This window comes from Paracoccus sp. (in: a-proteobacteria), from assembly GCF_030604785.1.
Lineage (GTDB): Bacteria > Pseudomonadota > Alphaproteobacteria > Rhodobacterales > Rhodobacteraceae > Paracoccus.
Map to the genome: position 1 here is coordinate 89421 of NZ_JAUVVF010000004.1, position 18800 is coordinate 108220.

The 18800-nt window shown below is 68.1% G+C and carries 16 protein-coding genes; 7 read left to right on the forward strand and 9 right to left on the reverse strand.

From position 1 onward, the window contains the following. The first annotated feature begins 118 nt into the window (after positions 1-118). Positions 119-1147 carry a LacI family DNA-binding transcriptional regulator gene (locus QAR72_RS02490; protein WP_304615783.1) on the forward strand — a complete coding sequence of 343 codons (1029 nt, stop codon included), beginning with the start codon at positions 119-121 and terminating at the stop codon, positions 1145-1147. On the opposite strand, the gene QAR72_RS02495 is transcribed toward QAR72_RS02490, so the two are convergent. The 8 genes from QAR72_RS02495 to QAR72_RS02530 all read right to left on the reverse strand — a co-directional run bounded on the left by QAR72_RS02495 (position 1144) and on the right by QAR72_RS02530 (position 9508). Then, positions 1144-2244: a Gfo/Idh/MocA family protein gene (locus QAR72_RS02495; RefSeq protein ID WP_304615784.1), complete on the reverse strand. Its 1101-nt coding sequence runs from the start codon at positions 2242-2244 to the stop codon at positions 1144-1146. The two genes, QAR72_RS02490 and QAR72_RS02495, sit on opposite strands and share 4 nt — an antisense overlap. A gap of 3 nt (positions 2245-2247) precedes the next feature. Beyond that, entirely contained in the window at positions 2248-3318 is a 1071-nt protein-coding gene (locus QAR72_RS02500; RefSeq protein WP_304615785.1) for a sugar phosphate isomerase/epimerase family protein, read from the reverse strand. Between the two features lie 13 nt (positions 3319-3331). Continuing rightward, on the reverse strand, positions 3332-4480 hold the full coding sequence (locus tag QAR72_RS02505) for a Gfo/Idh/MocA family protein (protein WP_304615786.1): 1149 nt from the start codon (positions 4478-4480) through the stop codon (positions 3332-3334). A 3-nt stretch (positions 4481-4483) separates the two neighbouring features. Continuing rightward, the gene (locus tag QAR72_RS02510) at positions 4484-5239 is read right to left on the reverse strand and encodes a sugar phosphate isomerase/epimerase family protein (RefSeq protein WP_304615787.1); all 756 of its coding nucleotides are present in this window, start codon (positions 5237-5239) and stop codon (positions 4484-4486) included. 18 nt (positions 5240-5257) lie between these two features. Continuing rightward, positions 5258-6370, reverse strand: a complete 1113-nt coding sequence (locus QAR72_RS02515) for an ABC transporter ATP-binding protein (RefSeq protein ID WP_304615788.1) — start codon at positions 6368-6370, stop codon at positions 5258-5260. Positions 6371-6373: 3 nt separating this feature from the next. Then, a complete protein-coding gene (locus tag QAR72_RS02520; protein ID WP_304615818.1) occupies positions 6374-7219 on the reverse strand; it encodes a carbohydrate ABC transporter permease in 846 nt (281 codons plus the stop codon). Between the two features lie 97 nt (positions 7220-7316). Next, complete coding sequence (locus QAR72_RS02525) at positions 7317-8210, reverse strand: carbohydrate ABC transporter permease (protein ID WP_304615789.1); 894 nt, start codon at positions 8208-8210, stop codon at positions 7317-7319. A gap of 59 nt (positions 8211-8269) precedes the next feature. Next, the gene (locus QAR72_RS02530) at positions 8270-9508 is read right to left on the reverse strand and encodes an ABC transporter substrate-binding protein (protein ID WP_304615790.1); all 1239 of its coding nucleotides are present in this window, start codon (positions 9506-9508) and stop codon (positions 8270-8272) included. Between the two features lie 176 nt (positions 9509-9684). Between QAR72_RS02530 and QAR72_RS02535 the strand changes: the two genes are divergently transcribed. After that, positions 9685-10713 (forward strand): LacI family DNA-binding transcriptional regulator, encoded by a 1029-nt coding sequence (locus QAR72_RS02535; RefSeq protein WP_304615791.1) that lies wholly within the window; start codon positions 9685-9687, stop codon positions 10711-10713. Positions 10714-10748: 35 nt separating this feature from the next. On the opposite strand, the gene QAR72_RS02540 is transcribed toward QAR72_RS02535, so the two are convergent. Next, the gene (locus tag QAR72_RS02540; protein WP_304615792.1) at positions 10749-11231 is read right to left on the reverse strand and encodes a GNAT family N-acetyltransferase; all 483 of its coding nucleotides are present in this window, start codon (positions 11229-11231) and stop codon (positions 10749-10751) included. 176 nt (positions 11232-11407) lie between these two features. Here QAR72_RS02540 and QAR72_RS02545 point away from each other — a divergent pair, with 176 nt between their 5' ends. The 5 genes from QAR72_RS02545 to QAR72_RS02565 are packed head-to-tail and all read left to right on the forward strand — an operon-like array spanning position 11408 to position 18777. Further along, the gene (locus QAR72_RS02545) at positions 11408-13471 is read left to right on the forward strand and encodes a TonB-dependent receptor (RefSeq protein ID WP_304615793.1); all 2064 of its coding nucleotides are present in this window, start codon (positions 11408-11410) and stop codon (positions 13469-13471) included. A 35-nt stretch (positions 13472-13506) separates the two neighbouring features. After that, complete coding sequence (locus QAR72_RS02550; RefSeq protein WP_331497639.1) at positions 13507-14355, forward strand: ABC transporter substrate-binding protein; 849 nt, start codon at positions 13507-13509, stop codon at positions 14353-14355. After that, entirely contained in the window at positions 14352-16304 is a 1953-nt protein-coding gene (fhuB, locus tag QAR72_RS02555) for a Fe(3+)-hydroxamate ABC transporter permease FhuB (protein WP_304615794.1), read from the forward strand. Before QAR72_RS02550 ends, fhuB begins: the two co-directional genes overlap by 4 nt. Beyond that, on the forward strand, positions 16301-17068 hold the full coding sequence (locus tag QAR72_RS02560; RefSeq protein WP_304615795.1) for an ABC transporter ATP-binding protein: 768 nt from the start codon (positions 16301-16303) through the stop codon (positions 17066-17068). The genes fhuB and QAR72_RS02560 overlap by 4 nt, the downstream gene beginning before the upstream one ends. 8 nt (positions 17069-17076) lie before the next feature. Then, positions 17077-18777, forward strand: a complete 1701-nt coding sequence (locus QAR72_RS02565) for an ABC transporter ATP-binding protein (RefSeq protein ID WP_304615796.1) — start codon at positions 17077-17079, stop codon at positions 18775-18777. Positions 18778-18800 lie beyond the last annotated feature (23 nt).

Below are 18800 nucleotides of genomic sequence, written 5' to 3' on the forward strand. Positions count from 1 at the left end.
CCATGATGTGACGCCGACCTGTCCTCCCCGGCCGGTCAGGGATTTGCTAAATCCTTTTAGCAGGTGACGTCAACAGGGAATGCGTCTATTTCTTCTCGGGGCGACATCAGGGGGACGAATGGCCAGAACGGGACGGAAGCCCACGATCAAGGATCTGGCGCAGGCGGCGGGAACCTCGCCCGCGACGGCAAGCCTGGTGCTGAATGGCGGCTGGAGGAACCATCGCATCAACCCCGATACCGCCGAACGCGTGCTGCAACTGGCCCAGAGCCTGGGCTATCGGCCCAATCAGCGGGCGCGGGCGCTGCGGCTCAACCGGTCCTCGCTGGCGGGGCTGATCGTGCCGCATCACCGCAACCGGTTCTTCGCCGGACTGACCGAGCATTTCGAGGCCGAATCGCATGCGCGCGGCCTGATCCCGCTGGTCGCCAGCACCCAAAGGGATGCGCGGATCGAACAGAAGCTGGCCGATACCATGATCGCGCAAGAGGTCGAGTTTCTGGTCCTGGCCGGAACCGAGGAACCGGCCCGCATCAACGCGCTCTGCCGCGAGGCGGGAATCCGCTGCGTGAACGTGGACCTGCCCGGCGGCACGGGCTTTTCGGTGGTGACGGACAACCATGGCGGCGCGCGCGACCTGACGCGGCGGCTGATGGCGGGGCTGCCGCCCGAGACCGGGGCGCTGTTCCTGGGCGGCCGGCGCAACGAATACGCGACCGAGGCGCGGATCGACGGCTTTCGCACAGCCTTGGCCGAATCAGGGCGCGATCCCGATGTGGCGGCGATCCATTGCTGCGGCTACAGCCCCCAGGCCGCCTGCGAGGCGATGGGCGCCATCCTCGACGGCGGCGCCACGCTGCCCAAGGCGATCCTGGTGAACTCGATCACCGCCTTCGAGGGCTTCGCGCGCTTCTGGCAGGGCCATGCGGCGGACCTGCCCGATCTGCGGGTCGCCTGTTTCGACTGGGACCCGTTCGCCGCCTGCCTGCCCATCGAGACGATCATGCTGCGCCAGGATGTCGAGACGCTGATCGCCCGCTGCTTTGCATGGTTCGACGGCACGGCCCTGCGCGACGGCGAGATCGAGGTCGTCCCGGCCAAGGTCGTGGTGGACGATACCCGGCCGGGCGCGACAGGGGCGCTCTAGGCACCCAGATCCTGCCAGATGCCGCCCTGCCGGCTGGATCGGATGCAGGCGTGAATGAAGCGCATCCCTTCCAGCCCGCTCTGCAGGCCCGGCAGCCCGTCGGGCATCCGGCCCGCGATGATCGCGTCGGCGGCGTCGGTGTAGATCGAGGCGAAAGCCTCCAGATAGCCTTCGGGATGCCCCGAGGGGACGCGCGCGCTGCCCTGAAAGCCCGGCCCGCCGCGCGACAGGATCTGCGACGGCTCGCCCAGACGGGTCAGGCGCAGGCGGTTCGGATCGGCATGGGACCAGTCCAGCCCGGCCTCGTCGCCCATTACGCGCAGCCTGACCTCGTTTTCCGAGCCCGAGGCGACCTGGCTGGCCCACAGCATCCCGCGCGCGTGTTCGCCAAGGCGCATCATCACATGGGCGTTGTCGTCAACCGCGCGACCTTCGACAAAGGTGGTCAGTTCGGCGGCGACCGACCGGATCGGCAGCCCCGAGACGTAATGCGCCAGATGCGCGGCATGCGTCCCGATATCGGCGATCGCGCCGCCCTCGCCCGACTGCGCGGGATCAGCGCGCCAGTCGGCCTGCTTGCTGCGGCCGGGACGGGCCAGCCAGTCCTGCGCATATTCGACCTGAACCAGCCGAATGCGGCCCAAGGCGCCCTCGGCCACCATCCGGCGCGCCTCGCGGACCATCGGATAGCCCGCATAAGTATGCGTCAGGATCAGCAGCGCCTGCGAGGCGGCGGCGATGCGGGCCAGTTCCTCGGCCTCGGGCAGGGTCGCGGTCAGCGGCTTGTCGCAGATCACATGGACGCCCGCGCGCAGAAAGGCCCGCGCGATGGGCATGTGCAGGTGGTTCGGCGTCACGATGGACACGGCACGGATGCCGTCGGGGCGGGCGGCCTCGGCTTCGGCCATGCGCTCGTAATCGTCGTAGCTGCGCGGCAGGCCGATCGCCTCGGCCGAGGCCTGGGCGCGATCGGGGTTCGAGGACAGCGCCCCGGCCACCAGCGTGAAGCGGTCGTCCATGCGCGCGGCGATGCGATGGACCGCGCCGATAAAGGCACCCTGCCCGCCGCCCACCATGCCAAGGGGAATGCGTTCCATGATCTACTCCAATCCCAGCATATGCCGCAGCGCGCATCGGTCGGGGGCCGATCCTGCGGCGAAATCGTCAAAGGCGGTCGCGGTCGGCTCGATCAGATGCGCCTCGATGAAGGGCGCGCCCTCGGCCGCGCCTTGCGCCGCCGACTTGATGCAGCATTCCCATTCCAGCACCGCCCAGCCCCGATAGCCGGCCAGCGTCAGGCGCGAGAAGACGCCCGCGAAATCGACCTGCCCGTCGCCGAGGCTGCGGAAGCGCCCCGCCCGATCCGTCCAGCCCGAGAAGCCGGAATAGACCCCCTGCCGGGCCGAGGGCAGGAACTCGGCATCCTTGACGTGGAAGGCACGGATGCGGCTGGCGTAGTGGTCGATGAAGCCAAGATAATCAAGCTGTTGCAGAAGGAAGTGCGAAGGATCGTAATTGATCGCCACGCGGGCGTGGTCGCCCGTCGCCGACAGAAAGCGCTCGAAGCTGGCGCCGTCCATCAGGTCCTCGCCGGGATGCAGCTCATAGGCGTAATCGACGCCTTGGTCCTCATGCGCGTCGAGGATCGGCTTCCAGCGGCGGGCCAGCTCAGCGAAGGCCTCGTCGATCAGCCCCGCCGGCCGCTGCGGCCAGGGGTAGAGGTAGGGCCAGGCCAGCGCGCCGGAAAAGCCGACCTGCACGTCGAGGCCGAGATGGCGCGAGGCGCGGGCGGCCTTGATGACCTGCCCCGCCGCCCATTCCGACTGCTCGCGCGGCTTGCCCCGCAGGGCGGCCGGCGCGAAGCCGTCGAACTGCGCGGCATAGGCCGGATGCACGGCAACCAGCTGGCCCTGCATGTGGGTGGACAGCTCGGTGATCTCGACGCCTGCCTCGCGGCAGGTGCCGGCGATCTCATCGCAATAGTCCTTGGACTCGGCGGCACGGTCCAAGTCGATGAACCGCGCGTCCACCGGCAGCTGGATGCCGCGATAGCCGAGACCCGCCGCCCACCGGGCGATGTTCGGCAGCGTGTCGAAGGGCGCCGCGTCCCCTGCGAACTGCGCGAGGAAGATGGCGGGGCCCTTGATGCCCCGCTGGTGCTCGGTTGCCATGATGGCTCCTTTCTCAGGCCGGGACGGACTGGCTCGCCAGAAGATGGGCCGCCGCCTTGGGGTCCAGCGCCTCGGGGCGGGCGCAGGTGGTGGTCATGGGAACAAAGCGCCCCTCCTCGCCCGATTGCAGGATCGCGGTCATCACCTCGACCACGTGCAGCGCCAGCTCGTCATTGCAGCGGTGCGGCCGCCCCTCGGCGATTGCCATCGCCATGTCGGCAAGGCCCGAGGCGCGGTAGTCGGCCACGCTCTTGCCGTTGTTCAGCTCGCGGTTCGGAGGCCCGAGCGGGTGATCCCAGTCCGGCAGCGCGGCGGGCTCGGCGCGCTTGGTCATGCGGACCTCGCCGTCGAAGAAGTTCGGGTCCGGGATGTGCAGCGTGCCTTCGGTGCCGTAAAGCGCCATCGGCTGCAGGTCGTGCTGATGGACGTCCCAGCTGGACTGGAAGCTGATGACGGCGCCGTTCTGGAACTCGAGCAGGGCGTGGATGGTGGTCGGCGTCTCGACCGGCACCTGCTCGCCCTTGCGGGCGCCCGAGCCGATGGTGCGCGTCAGGCCAGGCATCGATGCCAGCGCGGCGACGCGCGCGACCGGCCCCAGCAGCTGCACGAGGTTCGAGATGTAGTAGGGCCCGAGGTCCAGCACCGGCCCGCCGCCCTTCAGGAAGAAGAAGTCCGGGTTGGGGTGCCAGCTTTCCATGCCGCTAGACATGACCGCGCAGGTGCCCGAGGTCACGCGGCCGATGGCGCCGCTGTCCACGATGTGCCGCGCCAACTGGTGGCTGGTGCCAAGGAACGTGTCGGGGGCCGAGCCGACGCGCAGGCCGCGTTCGGCCGCGATGCGCGCCAGCTCGCGCCCTTCGTCCAGCGTCAGGACATAGGGCTTTTCGGAGTATACGTGCTTGCCGGCCTCCAGCGCGCGTTTCGAGATGTCGAAATGCGCCGCCGGGATCGTCAGGTTCACGATCAGGTCGATGTCCGGGCTGGCCAGCAGCGCATCCACGCTGCGCGCCTCGATCCCGTATTCCGCGGCCCGCGCCTCGGCGGCGGCATGGTTCATGTCGGCGACGGCGACAAAGCGGATGCCCGCGAAATGCGGCGCCCGGCCGAGATAGGAGGCCGAGATGTTGCCGGCCCCGATGAGGCCCAGTTTCAGATCGCTCATGGTTCAGCCTTTCAGGTTCTGCCAAGCCGCATGGGCCTGGGTCGCGAAGCGCTCGAAGTCGGAGGGCTTGTCATGCTCGGCCACCAGCACCTCGACGCGGGCATGGCTGCGCAGTGCTTTGATGATTGCCGGCCAGTCCATCGTTCCGGTCGCAGGATCGGCCCAGCCATCTTCATCCGCTTTCTCACCTTCCGGCGCGATGTCTTTGAAATGGGAGGCCGAAATACGCTGGCCGTATTTCTCGATCCAGGCCAGTGGGTCGCCGCCGCCGCGCACGATCCAGGCGATGTCGGCCTCCCAATCGATCATGGGCGCCTCGTCGAGGATGATGCCCATTGGGGTCTCGCCGCCGGGCAGGGCGTGGAATTCGAAGTCGTGGTTGTGCCAGCCGAAGGTCAGGCCGCGTTCGGCCATCGCCTCATGCGCGGCGGCCAACCGGGCGGCGAAGGCGCGCCAGCCATCCGCATCCACCGGGCGCTGGTCCGCGGCGATATGGGGGGCGAAGATCATGGTCGCGCCGACCTGCTCCGCGATCTCGGCCACGCGGTCCGGGTTCTCCTCGACGATGTCCAGCGAGACATGCAGCGAGGGCATGGTCATGCCCGTCTCGGACAGCGCCTCGGCGATGGCGGGCAGCTCGTCGAAGACGCCGCCGAAGCCCTCAGCCGCGTCATAGCCCGTCGCGCCCAGACGGCGGATCACATCGGCATAGGGGGTTGCGAAGCGGGCCGAGTAGAGTTGCAGGGACAGTTTCATCATCTTCTCCGTGGGAAAGTCTTACAGCCGCGTCTCGGAGGCGGCGTCGAAGAGCGACAGGCTGGCGGGGTCGAAGCCGATGGACAGCCGGTCGCCGGTGCGCACGCGGGACTCGCCGTCCATGCGGACGCGGAAGGGGGTCTGCCCCAGCTGCGCCCAGACCAGGGTGTCGGCGCCCATCGGCTCGACCACCTCGACCAGCGCCTCGGCGCGGATCGGCAGGGCTTCGGCGGCGGCGCCGGTGCGGACATGCTCGGGGCGGATGCCGAGGACCACCTCGGGGCCGCGCGGGCGGGTGGTGAAGTCGTAGCCGGTGACATCGGCGACAAGGGGGCCGGTGAAGCGGTTTCCTTCCAGCCGGCCGGGCAACAGGTTCATGGGCGGCGAGCCGATGAAGCCGGCGACATAGAGGTTCGCGGGCTTGCGATAGATGACGTCGGGGCTGGCAAGCTGCTGGATCTTGCCTCCCCGCATGATGGCGATGCGGTCGGCCAGCGTCATCGCCTCGATCTGGTCATGCGTGACGTAGATCATCGTGTTGCCTAGGTTCTGGTGCAGGCGCTTCAGCTCGACCCGCAGCTCGGCGCGAAGTTTCGCGTCGAGGTTCGACAGCGGCTCGTCGAAGAGGAACACGTCCACGTCACGCACCAGGGCCCGGCCGATGGCGACGCGCTGGCGCTGCCCGCCCGAGAGCGCGGCGGGCTTGCGCTTCAGCAGCGGCTCAAGCTGCAGCGTTTCGGCGGCGCGGGCGACGCGGCGGCGGATCTCATCCTTCGGCACGCGGGCGTTCTTGAGGCCGAAGGACAGGTTCCCCTCGACCGTCATCTGCGGGTAAAGCGCGTAGGACTGAAAGACCATGCCGATGCCGCGCTCGGAGGGCTCGGCCCAGGTGACGTTCTGGCCCGAGATGAATATCTGCCCCTCGGTCGCCGGTTGCAGCCCGGCGATGCAGTTCAGCAGCGTAGACTTGCCGCAGCCCGAGGCGCCCAGCAGCACCAGGAACTCGCCGTCCTGCACGTCGAGATTGAGATCTCCCAGCACTTCGACCGAGCCGTAGCTGAGGGAAAGGTCACGGATCGAGACCGAGATGCCGTCCAGTTCGGTGGGCGCGGCGGCGCGGAGTGCTTGTGCCATGGGTCAGCCTTTCACGGCGCCTGCGGCGATGCCGCGGACGAAAAGTTTGCCAGAGAGGAAGTAGATCGTCAGCGGGACCAGCCCGGTCAGCAGGGTCGCGGCCATGTTGACGTTGTATTCGCGCACGCCCTGGACCGAGTTGACGATGTTGTTCAGCTGCACGGTCATCGGGTAGCTGTCGGGCCGGGTATAGATCACGCCGAACAGGAAGTCGTTCCAGATGCCCGTCACCTGCAGGATCACCGCGACGGTGAAGATGGGCAGCGACATCGGGACCAGCACGCGCAGGAAGATGCCCCAGAAGCCGGCGCCGTCGACGCGAGCGGCCTTGAACAGCTCGGGCGGCAGCGAGGAGAAGTAGTTGCGGAAGAGCAGCGTGATGATCGGCATGCCGAAGACGACATGGACCAGCACCAGCCCCCAGACCGAGCCCATCAGCCCCATCTCGCGCAGAATGATGACGATCGGGTAGATCATCACCTGATAGGGGATGAAGGCGCCGAAGATCAGGATGGTGAAGAACACCTCGGAGCCCTTGAAGCGCCAGTTGACCAGCGCGTAGCCGTTCACCGCCGCCACGGCGATGGAGAGGATCGTCGCCGGCACGGTGATGGCGACCGAGTTGAAGAACCCGCGCGAAAGCCCGTCGCAGTTCAGGCCGGTGCAGGCCTGCGACCAGGCCTTGACCCAAGGCTCGAAGGTGATCTCCATCGGCGGGGCGAAGATGTTGCCCATGCGGATCTCGGGCATTCCCTTCAGCGAGGTCATCACCATGACCCAGAGCGGCAGGAGGTAATAGAGCGAGAAGACGATCAGCCCGCCATAGACCATGATCCGCTTGGGGTTCATGCGCCGGGTCGGTGCCACGCCGGCGGGACCGTCCAGAAGTCGGCCGCGTGGCGCGGCGGTGCGGGCGGGGGTTGCGGCGCGCGCGGGAAAGGCGGCGTCAGACATGGCGTTTCCTTCCAAGCCGGAACAGCGCGAAGGGGATGATGATTGCCAGCACCGCGGCCAGCATCATCGTCGAGGCCGCGAAGCCCTGGCCCAGGTTCTGGTTGCCGAACATGTAGTCGTAGACGTATTTCGCAGGCACTTCCGAGGCGATGCCCGGCCCGCCGCGCGTCAGGGCGACGACAAGGTCGTAAAGCTTGATGATCCCGGCCGAGATCAGGACGATGCAGGTGGCGAAGACGGGCTTCATCATCGGCAGGATGATGAAGATATAGGTCTTCCACGTCGCGATGCCGTCCACACGCGCGGCCTTCCAGACATCCTCGTCGATGCCGCGCAGGCCGGCCAGCATGATGACGGTGGTCAGGCCTGCGCCCTGCCAGATGCCGGCGGCCAGAAGTGCCAGGATCACCAGGTTCGGATCGTTCAGCGGATCGAAAGTGAAACCCGAAAAGCCCATGCTGCGGACGATGTGCTGCAGGCCGAAATCCGGGTTCAGGATCCACTGCCAGACCACGCCCGTCACGATGAAGCTGAGCGCATAGGGAAACAGGATGATGGTCCGGAACCCGTCCTCGAACCGGATCTTCTGATCCAGAAGGACGGCCAGCAGAAAGCCTATGGCCAGCGTCAGGACCAGCGCGCAGATGCCGTAGATCGCGAGATTCTCGATCGAGACCTGCCAGCGGGGCGTGGACCAGAGCCGCTCGTATTGCGAAAGGCCGACGAAGTCGAGCCGGGGCAGCAGGCGCGAATTGGTGAAGGAATAGACCACCGTCCAGAGCGAACAGCCAATGAAGACCACAAGGGCCGTCAGGATCATCGGCGTGGCGGCAAGCTTGGCCTGCCAGTTCTGGAAAAGGCGGAGGGGCGGGCCGGAACGGGCCATGGCAGTGCCTCCGTCGATATGCGGGTGCCCGGCCCCTGACGCGGGGCCGGGCGGCGGGCTTACATCTCGGACATCACGATCTGGACGTAGCGGTTATGCGCGTCTTCCGCGCTGAGGCTCGAGCCGAAGAACTCGGCCGTCAGGTCCTCGATCTGGCCGCGCGTATCCGAGGACAGCAGCATGTCGACCGAGGGGATCGTGTTGCCGGCGGCAAGGGTTTCGAGCCCCTGCTGCGTGCATTCGTTGACCTCGGCCAGGTCGATGTCGCCCCGGATGGGCAGCGAACCCTTGGCCGCGTTGAAGGCGACCTGCGCCTCGGGGCTGACGATGACCTGGGCCAGCGCCATCTGCGCCTCGGTCACGGCGTCGTTGTTGTTGACGGGGAAGTAGATCGCGTCGCCGCCGGTGGCGATGTAGGGCTCGCCGCCAAGGCCGATATTGCAGCCGTAATCGGTGCCCGCGGATTGACCGGCCACGGCGAATTCGCCCTGCGCCCAGTCACCCATGACCTGCGCGGCGGCGGTGCCCTCGATCAGGCGGTTGGTGGCCATGTTCCAGTCGCTGAGATTGCCGCCCTGCGACAATTCGCGTGCGATGGCCAGTTCTTCCCAGATCTGCCGCATCGTGTCGCTGGTCAGCGTCTCTTCGTCGCGCGCCTCATAGGCCGCCAGATAGAAATCCGCCCCGCCGATCCCCGAGATCATCGCGTTCAGCAGAAGCGAGGTCTGCCAGCCCTGCATCCCCTGCGCCAAGGGCAAAATGCCCGCCTCGCGCAGCGCGGGGGCGGCAGCCTTCAGTTCTTCCCAGTTGGTGGCGGGCTCGACGCCCGCGGCCTCGAAGGCGGCATGCGAAGTCCACATCCATTGCGGCGAGTGGATGTTGATCGGCGCGCAATAGATGCGGCCGTCCAGCGTGCAGGCTTCCAGCAGCGAGGACGGGTTGATGAAATCGGCCCAGCCATTCGCCTCGGCCACCTCGGTCAGGTCCTGCATCAGCCCCGCCTCGACCAGTTCCTGCGCCTGACGGCCGTGGTTGAACTGCGTGGCGCCCATCGGATCGCCGCCGATGATACGCGAGACCATGATCGGCCGCGCCGTCGAACCCGAGCCAGCGATCGCGCCGTCAACCCAGGTGTGGTCGGTCTGTTCCTCGAAGATGCGTGCCAGTTCCTGCACCGCAGCGGCCTCGCCGCCCGAGGTCCACCAATGCGTGACCTCCAGATCGGCGGCCAGCGAAGCGGCAGGCAGCAGCGTCAGCGCAGCGCCCGCCCGCAGGCGGCGCATCAGGATCTTGCTCATTGTCATTCCTCCCTGAAACGGCTGCCCGTCGGTTCGCGGACAGCGGCAATCGCCTTCACCGGGGGCTCCTCCGGCCGATGTAAACGATTGCCATGAGTCATCTCACGCCGATTGCAATCCGTCAACGGTAAATGTAATCGTTTACCCGGGCAGGTGTGCAGAAAGGACCGGCTGTAATGAAGGCCATGGGAATTAAGGACATCGCCCGCCTTGCCGGTGTCTCGACCGCGACGGTCAGCCGCGCGCTGTCCAATCCCGACCGCGTGTCCGACGCGACGCGCGCGCAGGTCATGGCCGTTGTGCAGGCGCATGATTACAGGGCGAATTCGCAGGCGCGTTCGCTGCGCGTCCAGCGCACCGACACGGTCCTGGCGCTGGTGCCCAATCTTGGAAACCCGTTCTTTTCCGAAATCATCGCCGGCATCCAGGACAGTCTGGCCCCGGCCGGCGTCGATCTGCTGGTCGCCGATACCCTGACGCAGCAGGCGCGCAGGCAATCTGCGGTCAGCCATCTTCAGGCCGCGCGCGCCGACGGGCTGATCTGCCTCGACGGGGCGCTTCCGGCCGATTCGCTGGCCGATCTGTCCACCCCGGCAATGCGCCACCGGGTCGTCTTTGCCTGCGAATGGCCGATCGGCCGCGATTTTCCAAGCGTCCGCAGCGACAATCGCGCGGGGATGCAGCTTGCGGTCGCGCATCTGCTGGAGCATGGCCACCGCGACTTTGCGCTGCTGGCCGGTCCGCCGGGCAATGTGCTGACCCGCGAACGGCTGGCCGGCGCGCGCGAGGCGCTGGCGCAGGCGGGCATCGATCTGCCCGAAAGCCGCATCGACGGGCACAGTTTCGAGATCGCGGACGGTTTCGCCGCCGCAGCGCGACTGATGCAGGGACCCAAGCCGCCGACCGCGATCCTGTGCCTGTCGGACCAGTTGGCCATCGGCTGCATGTCCGGGCTTGGCCGGATGGGGATCAGCGTGCCGGGCGACGTCTCGGTGATCGGCTTTGACGATATCGCGCTGGCGGCCTATTCCAGCCCGCCCCTGACCACGATCCGTCAGGACCGGCGCGGTCTGGGGCGCATCGCGGCGCAACGGTTGCTGGACGGGCTGAGCGGCCGCACAACGGACGAGGCGCCCGCCCCCCGGCCCACCGTCCTGCCCATCACGCTGGTGCAGCGCGGATCGACCGCCAGGGCGAAGCGCTAAGCGCCGGCGACTATAGCAGACCTGTCTGGAACCCGTCAGCCCAGCCGGTTGTAGCGGATGAAGGGGGTTTTCGTGGCCACCTGATCGTAGAGCATCCGGCCCCGATAGTTGAATTCCTGCGTCAGCCACCAGACCGACGGGCAGCCTTCGGCATCGGCGGCGCAATAGACGGCCTCGATCAGGGCGCGGGCGACACCCTGACCGCGCACGACAGGATCGGTATAGAGATCCTGCAGATAGCAGACATTCTCGATCTTCCAGCAATGCCGGTGAAAGAGGTAATGCGTCAGCCCGACCGGCACGCCATCCCGCTCGGCGACAAGACCGCGGAATTCGTTCTCGGCGCCGGACAGCAATCGGGCGAACGTGGTGGCATAGACCTCGTCGGGAACGGTGGTCTGGTAGTAATCCAGATAGCCGGTCCAGAGCCTGCGCCAATGCGCCTCGTCCCGCGCTTCGAGAGGGCGGATCACGGGCTCGGTCCGCGCGTCCGCGGCGAATGCCTCAGTGTGGTTCATGGCAAGCCTTTCCTACCGATTACGCGGCAGGAAAGCAGATGAAATGCAGGCCGGTCCAGCACTTTCTGGCAGCGTGTCGGGATCGGCACCCAATCCTGAATTTTTAACTCAGGTTATGATTGACAAACCTTAGTGAAATAGTCGATCACGCGCCGTCCCTCTCAAGCAGCGAAGCCATGACCCTCTTGCGCAAAGCCCTTCTTGCCGCCGCCGCCCTTGCGGCCCTGACCCATCCCGCCCTGTCCCAGGACGAACCCGTCTATGTGCTGGGCGGCATCACGCTGACGCTCGACGACGTGTCGGGCTATGTCTCGCCCGGCGCCCAGATCGGCAAGTCCTCGACCCGCCTCTCCGAGACGCAGCAATCGGTCTCGGTCGTCACGCGGCAGCAGATCGAGGATCAGGGCGCGCGCAATCTGGGGCAGGTCCTGTCCTACACGGCGGGCGTGGTTGCCCAGCCCTTCGGCACCGATCCGCGCTTTGACAGCCCCGTCATCCGGGGCTTCGACGGCAGCCGGGCGCAATATGTCAACGGCCTGCGCCAGCTGCGCGATCTCGGCGCCCCGACCTACGAGACCTACGGCTTGCAACAGGTCGAGGTGCTGCGAGGGCCGTCCTCGTCGCTCTATGGGGCGGGATCGCCGGGCGGCATCATCAACCAGGTTCAGAAACGGGCCCGTTCGGGCGATTTTTCCGAGGCCGGGTTCGGCTTTGACAGCAATGGCAGCCTCCGCGCCTTCATGGACCTGAACCGCAGCCCGTCCGAGACGCTGTCCTGGCGCCTGACCGGGCTTGGCAGCGATACCAGCCAGCAGATCGAGGAACTGACCAACCGGCGCGGTTATCTGGCGGGCGCGGTGCGCCTGACGCCGCAGGACGGGACGGTGATCGACCTCATGGCCTCGACCATTCAGGACGCACCGGTCACGCCGGCGCAAGTGCCTTATGCCCTGACGCAGATCGGCAATTCGGCATCGCTGCGTAAGCTGCATGCGGGCGAGCCATCGTTCGAGGGCAGCGACCGCAACCTGATCGATGCGGGCGCCGAGATCAGCCACCTGATGGACAATGGCTGGACACTGTCGCAGGGCTTCCGGGTCGAACGACTGGACTGGGATTATACCGGGCTCTACGTCACCGGCCTGACCGGGGACCAGATCACGCGCGGCATCATCGCCCAGGACGAATCCAGCGACAGCATCAGCCTCGATACGCGCCTGACCGGCGAGATTGTCACCGGCGCCGTCACGCACCGCATCCTGGCCGGTCTGGACCTGCGCCGCTACGAGGCCAGCGCCGATACCCGCTTTGGCTCGGCGCCGTCGCTGGATTGGCGCAATCCGGTCTATGGCGTCGCCATCGACCCGTCCTACTGGTTTATCCGGGACCGCGACGTGACGCTGCGCCAAGCCGGGATCTATGTGCAGGACGAGATCGAGGCCGGCGCGTGGCGCGGCAATCTGGCGCTGCGCCATGATTGGGCCGAGCAGACCGGGCGCAGCGTCGACAATTTCGGCACCGATGCGCGCATCGACCAGCGCGACAACGCGACGACCGGGCGCGTCGGTCTGGGCTATGTCTTCGCTAATGGGGCGATGCCCTATCTGAGCTATTCGACCTCGTTCGATCCCGAGATCGGCGCCGATATCGATGGCAACGCGCTGCGCCCGACCGAGGGGCGGCAGGTCGAATTGGGCGTGAAATACAACCCTTCCGCCTGGACCGGGCTGGTCTCGGCCGCGCTTTACGACCTGCGCCAGACGAATGTCAGCCGCACCGTGACCGAGGGCGGCATGACCGGCCAGCGCCAGTTCGGCGAGGTCGCGTCGCGCGGCCTCGAACTAGAGGCGACGGCGGAACTGGCCGAGGGCTGGGCCCTGCGCGCCAGCTATGCCTGGAACGAGACCGAGCAGAAGGGCGGCGCCACGGCGGGCCTGGCCCTTCCCAACGCGCCGCGTCATGTCGCGGGGCTGTGGCTGGACCGCGATCTCGGCAACGGCTGGCGTCTGGGTGGTGGCCTGCGCCATGTGGGTAATCGCTTCGGCGATGCCGAAAACACCCTGCCTTTGGAGGGAGCGACACTAGCCGATCTTGGCGCAACCTATACGAGTGGCGCGTTGACCGGCTCGGTCAACATCCGCAATCTGGGTGACAAGGCGTGGTTGGCCAATTGCGGCGCCTTCGGCTGCACCTATGCCGATGGCCGGACTTTGGATGCGCAGGTGACATGGAAATGGTAGATGAGGGGGGCCATGCGCAAGGCCCCGACCGCCGAATGATCCTGACCGCCGCCGGCGCCCTGCTGGCGGCGGCTTTGCCTTGGCCCGCCAGCGCGGCCCCCGCCGCGCCCCGGATCGCGGCGATCGACTGGGCGATGCTGGAAACCGCCATGGCGCTTGGCCATGCGCCCGTCGCTGCGGCCGAGCTGATCCAGTTCCGCCGCGTCAGCGGCACTGTCCTGCCGCCCGCCACGGTGGATCTGGGCCTGCGGGGTGCGCCCAATCTAGAGGTGCTGCATCTCTCGCGGCCCGATCTGATCCTGTCCTCGTCCTATTACACCGCATTCGAGCCCCAGCTTGCGCGCATCGCGCCGGTCCTGTCGCTGTCGCTGTTCCAGCCGGGCGTTCCGCCCCTGCCCCGCCTGATCGAGGCTCTGGACGTCCTTGCCCTGCGGCTGGAGGATCCCGCCGCCGCAGGCCGGGCCCGCGCGCGGGCCGAGTCGCGGCTGGATGCGGCGGCGACGCGTCTGGCGGCTCATGCGGGACGCCCGATGGCTCTGGTCGATATCGGCGATCAGCGCCATTTCCGCGCCTTCGGCGCCGACAGCCTGTTCGGATCGACGCTGGATCGGCTGGGGCTGGTCAATGCTTGGGCGGGCGACACGGCCTACAGCTTTCTGGCCCCCGTCCCGCTTGAGCGCCTTGCCGATTTCCCCGAGGCCAGTCTGGTCCTGACCGGTCCGATGCCGCCTCAGGCTGCGCGGGCGCTGTCGGAAAGCCGTCTGTGGACGGCGCTGCCACAGATCGCGGCGGGCCGCATCCATCGCCTGCCGCGGGTCAACGCCTTCGGCGGGCTGCCCTCGGCGGTGCAATTCGCGGAAGCCCTTGCCGAGGCGATGGCATGAGCCGCTCGGTCCCCCTGGGTGCCGGCGCGGTCCTGCTGGCGCTGTGGCTGCCGGTCCTGCTGACCGCGGACTGGCCCGCCTGGCCCTGGCGGGTCGAGGCGATGAGCATCGAACAGATCATGCTTGCCCATGGCCTGCTGCCGCGCCTTGCCGTGGGCCTTCTGGCGGGGGCGATATTGGGTCTGGCCGGCGCGCTGCTGCAGATCGTCCTGCGCAATCCCGTGGCCGATCCGACGACGCTCGGCATCACCGCCGGGGCGCAGCTTGCGCTGGTCCTGGCGACGCTTCTGGCCCCCGCCATGATCGAGACCGGACGCTGGCCCGTGGCGGCCTCGGGCGCGGCGGCGGCGGCGACGCTGGTCACGGCCATCGGCGTCCTGCGCGCGTTCCACCCTGTCACGATGGTGATCGCCGGTATGCTGGTCGCGCTGACCGCCAGCGCGGTGACGGCAGCCCTGGTTCTGGCGCAGGGAGAATACCTGCTGTCGCTGGTGGTCTGGAACGGCGGCTCTCTGGTGCAGCAGGACTGGTCCGGCGCCGAAGCCCTGACGATGGTCCTCGTGCCTTCGGCCGTTCTGGCCGCGTTTCTGCTGCGTCCGCTGGTGGTTCTGTCCTTGGGCGGCGAAGTCGCGCGCGGGCTTGGCCTCAATGTGGGCTGGATCAGGCTGGCGGCGATTGCGCTGTCGGTTCTTCTGACGGCGGCGGTCTCGGCCGAACTGGGGCTCATTGCCTTCGTCGGGCTGGCCGCGCCGGCTGTGGTCCGTGCCTTGGGCGCGGTCGATGCGGCGCGGCTGCTGGCGCTGTCGCCTCTGGCCGGGGCGGTGATCCTGTCGCTGGCCGATGCGCTGGTCCTTCACGGCGCGCGGCTGGCGGGCGAGATGTTCCCGACCGGGGCCCTGACCGGGCTGATCGGGGGGCCGCTGCTGCTGTGGCTGCTGCCGCGCCTGCGCGGCGCCACCCCGCCGGGGCTGGAAACCCCCGCCGCCGCCACGCGCCGTGCGCGACACCCGCGCCGCATGCTGGCGGGTCTGGCCTTGTTGCTGGTTCTGGGCGGGGCGGGGATGGTCTGGATCGGCCGGGTTCCGGGCGCCTGGGTGATCCTCGACCCGGCACAGGCGGGCCAGTTCCTGCCCCTGCGCCTGCCGCGCCTGATCGCGGCGGCGGCGGCGGGCGCGGCCCTTGCCATGGCCGGAGCGATGCTGCAACGGCTGACCGCCAACCCGCTGGCATCGCCCGAGATCCTGGGCGTATCGGGCGGCGCGGCACTTGGCTTTGCCGTCTCGGTCTTCACGCTGACCGCGCCGGGATTGCTGATCCAGACCGGGGCGGCGATGGCGGGCGCGGCCTTGGCGCTGGCGCTGCTGCTGGCCTTCGCGACCAGGCGCGACCTGCCGCCCGAGCGTGTGCTGCTGGCCGGGATCGCGGTCTCGGCGCTGGCCTCGGCGGTGCTGACGGCCATGATGGCGGTGGGTGACATGCGCGCATTTCGCGTGCTGGCCTGGCTGTCGGGCTCGTCCGCGCATCTGGGCATGGCGCCGGCGCTGGCCCTGGCCGCAGTCGCAGCGGGCGTCTGGCTGGCCGGGCAGGCGATGACGCGCTGGCTGGCGATCCTGCCATTGGGCGGAGGCGTCGCCTTGGGGCTGGGCATGCCTGCGAACCGCGCGCGTCTGTCCGTGATCGGGCTGGCAGGGCTGGCCACGGGTGCCGCCACCATGCTGGTCGGCCCGCTATCTTTCGTCGGCTTGATGGCGCCGCATCTGGCGCGGCGCGCGGGGCTGATGCGGCCCGATGACCACCTGACCGGCGCCGCCCTGATCGGTGCCTGCCTGATGCTGGCCGCCGATTTCGGCGCGCGGATGGCGGGCTTTCCCTATGAACTGCCGCTTGGCCTCTTTGCGTCGCTGATCGGCGCGCCGTGGCTGATCTGGCTGATGCTGAGGCGCGCATGACCCTGTTCTCCACCCGCCGCCTGACCGTGGACGTGCCCGGCCGCAGGCTTCTGCACAATCTTGACCTTGACCTGCCGCAGGGGCGCGTGACGGCGCTGATCGGGCATAACGGCTCGGGCAAGTCCACGTTGCTCAAGGCGCTGGCGCGCCAGATCCCCTATGGCGGGCGCATTACCTTCGAGCGTCGCGCGCTCGAGGAATGGCACGCCCGCGCGCTGGCCCGGCGGCTGGCCGTCCTGCCGCAGGCGACGCCGCCAGCCGAGGGGATGACCGTGCGCGAACTGGCAGCCCTGGGCCGGTATCCGTGGCATGGCGCCCTTGGCCGCCTGCGCGCCTCGGACCGGACCACCATTGCCGCCGCGCTGGCCGAATGCGGGCTGGAGCCGCTGGCGGACCGGCTGGTCGACACGCTGTCGGGCGGCGAGCGACAGCGCGCCTGGCTGTCCATGCTGGTCGCGCAGCAGGCCGCGACGCTGCTTCTGGACGAGCCGATCAGCGCGCTGGACATCGCCCACCAGGTCGAGGTGCTGGCGCTGGTGCGCCGGATGTGCCACAGGCAGGGCCGCAGCGCGGTCGTGGTGCTGCACGATGTCAACATGGCCGCGCGCTTCTGTGACCATATCGTGGCGCTGAAGGAGGGCCGCGTCGTTCTGGAAGGACCGCCAGCGACCCTGATGGACCCGGCGGCGCTGCAATCCGTCTATGGCCTGCCGATGCAGGTCCTGACGGGCCCGGACGGCACCCCGGTCGCCATGCCTGCCTGAGAGGCCCGATGCTGAAAGACTTCTTTTCCTATTACCGCCCTCATATGGGCCTCTTCTGGCTGGATTTCGGCTGCGCCGTCCTGTCGGGTCTGCTGGAACTGGCCTTTCCGCTGGCGGTCACGGCCTTCATCGACCATCTGCTGCCGCAGGGCGACTGGTCGTTGACGCTGGCTGCGGCGGGGGGATTGCTCGCGCTTTATGCCGTCAATACGGGGCTGCTGTCGGTGGTGATCTACTGGGGCCACAAGCTGGGCATCAATATCGAGACGGCGATGCGCGCGCGGGCCTTCGACCACCTGACGCGGCTGTCCTGGCGCTGGTATGACCGCGCCCGCACCGGCAAGCTGGTCGCCCGCGTCACCCGCGATCTGGAAGAGATCGGCGAGGTCGCCCATCACGGCCCCGAGGATGCCTTCATCGCGCTGATGACCTTTGTCGGCGCCTTCCTGCTGATGTTCTGGATCCATCCGCAACTGGCGCTGATCGTGGCCTTGATCGTGCCGGCCATGCTGGCCCTGGTCATCGTCTATGGCGGCCGCATGACCGCCACCTGGCGGGCGATCTATTCGCGGGTGGGCGACTTCAACGTGCGCCTGGAAGAGGCGCTCGGCGGGGTCCGCGTCGTGCAGGCCTTCGGCAACGAGGCTCATGAAAGCCACCTCTTTGCCGCCGACAATGCCCGTTACCGGCAGGCCAAGCTGGATGCCTACCGCGTCATGGCGGCCTCGACGGCGCTGCAATATATGGGCCTGCGGCTGGTTCAGGTCGTGGTCATGGTTCTGGGCGCGGGCTATGTGCTCAGCGGCGACCTGACCACGGGGGGCTTTGTCGGCTTCCTGCTGCTGGTGGGCGTCTTCTACCGGCCGCTGGAAAAGATCGCCGCCGTGATCGAGACCTATCCGCGCGGCATTGCCGGGTTCCGCCGCTACCGCGAACTGCTGGCCACCGATCCCGAGATCGCGGATGCCCCGGACGCCGTCGAGGCGCCCGAGCTTCGCGGCGAGATCCGGTTCGAACGCGTGGGCTTCGCCTATCAACCCGACCGTCCGATCCTGTCGGAGATCGACCTTTCGGTCAGCGCGGGCGAGACAGTCGCCTTCGTCGGGCCCTCGGGGGCGGGCAAGACCACGCTTCTGGCGCTACTGCCCCGCTTCTACGAGCCGACCAAGGGCCGGATCACCATCGACGGGCTGGCCCTGCGGCAGATGCGCCTGCACGGCCTCCGCCGACAGATCGGGCTCGTCAGCCAGGACGTGTTCCTGTTCGGAGGCAGCCTGCGCGAGAACATCGCCTATGGCCGTCTGGGCGCCAGCGATGCAGAGATCCTCGAAGCCGCGCGCAAGGCGCAGCTGGGCCGCCTGATCGAGGATCTGCCCGAGTGGCTGGACACGATCGTGGGCGAGCGCGGCGTGATGCTGTCGGGCGGACAGAAGCAACGGGTGGCGATCGCCCGGGCCTTCCTGAAGAACCCGCCCGTCCTGATCCTGGACGAGGCGACCAGCGCGCTGGACAGCCAGACCGAGCGCGAGATCCAGTCGGCGCTGGACGCGCTGTCGGTCGGGCGCACGACTCTGGTGATCGCGCACCGGCTGGCCACGATCCGCAATGCGGACCGGATCGTCGTGATGGACGAGGGCCGGATCGTCGAGATCGGCACGCATGCCGAATTGATGGCGCGCGGCGGCACCTATGCCCGGCTGGCCGCCTGAGCCGCAACGGGCCGGAGAAGGGA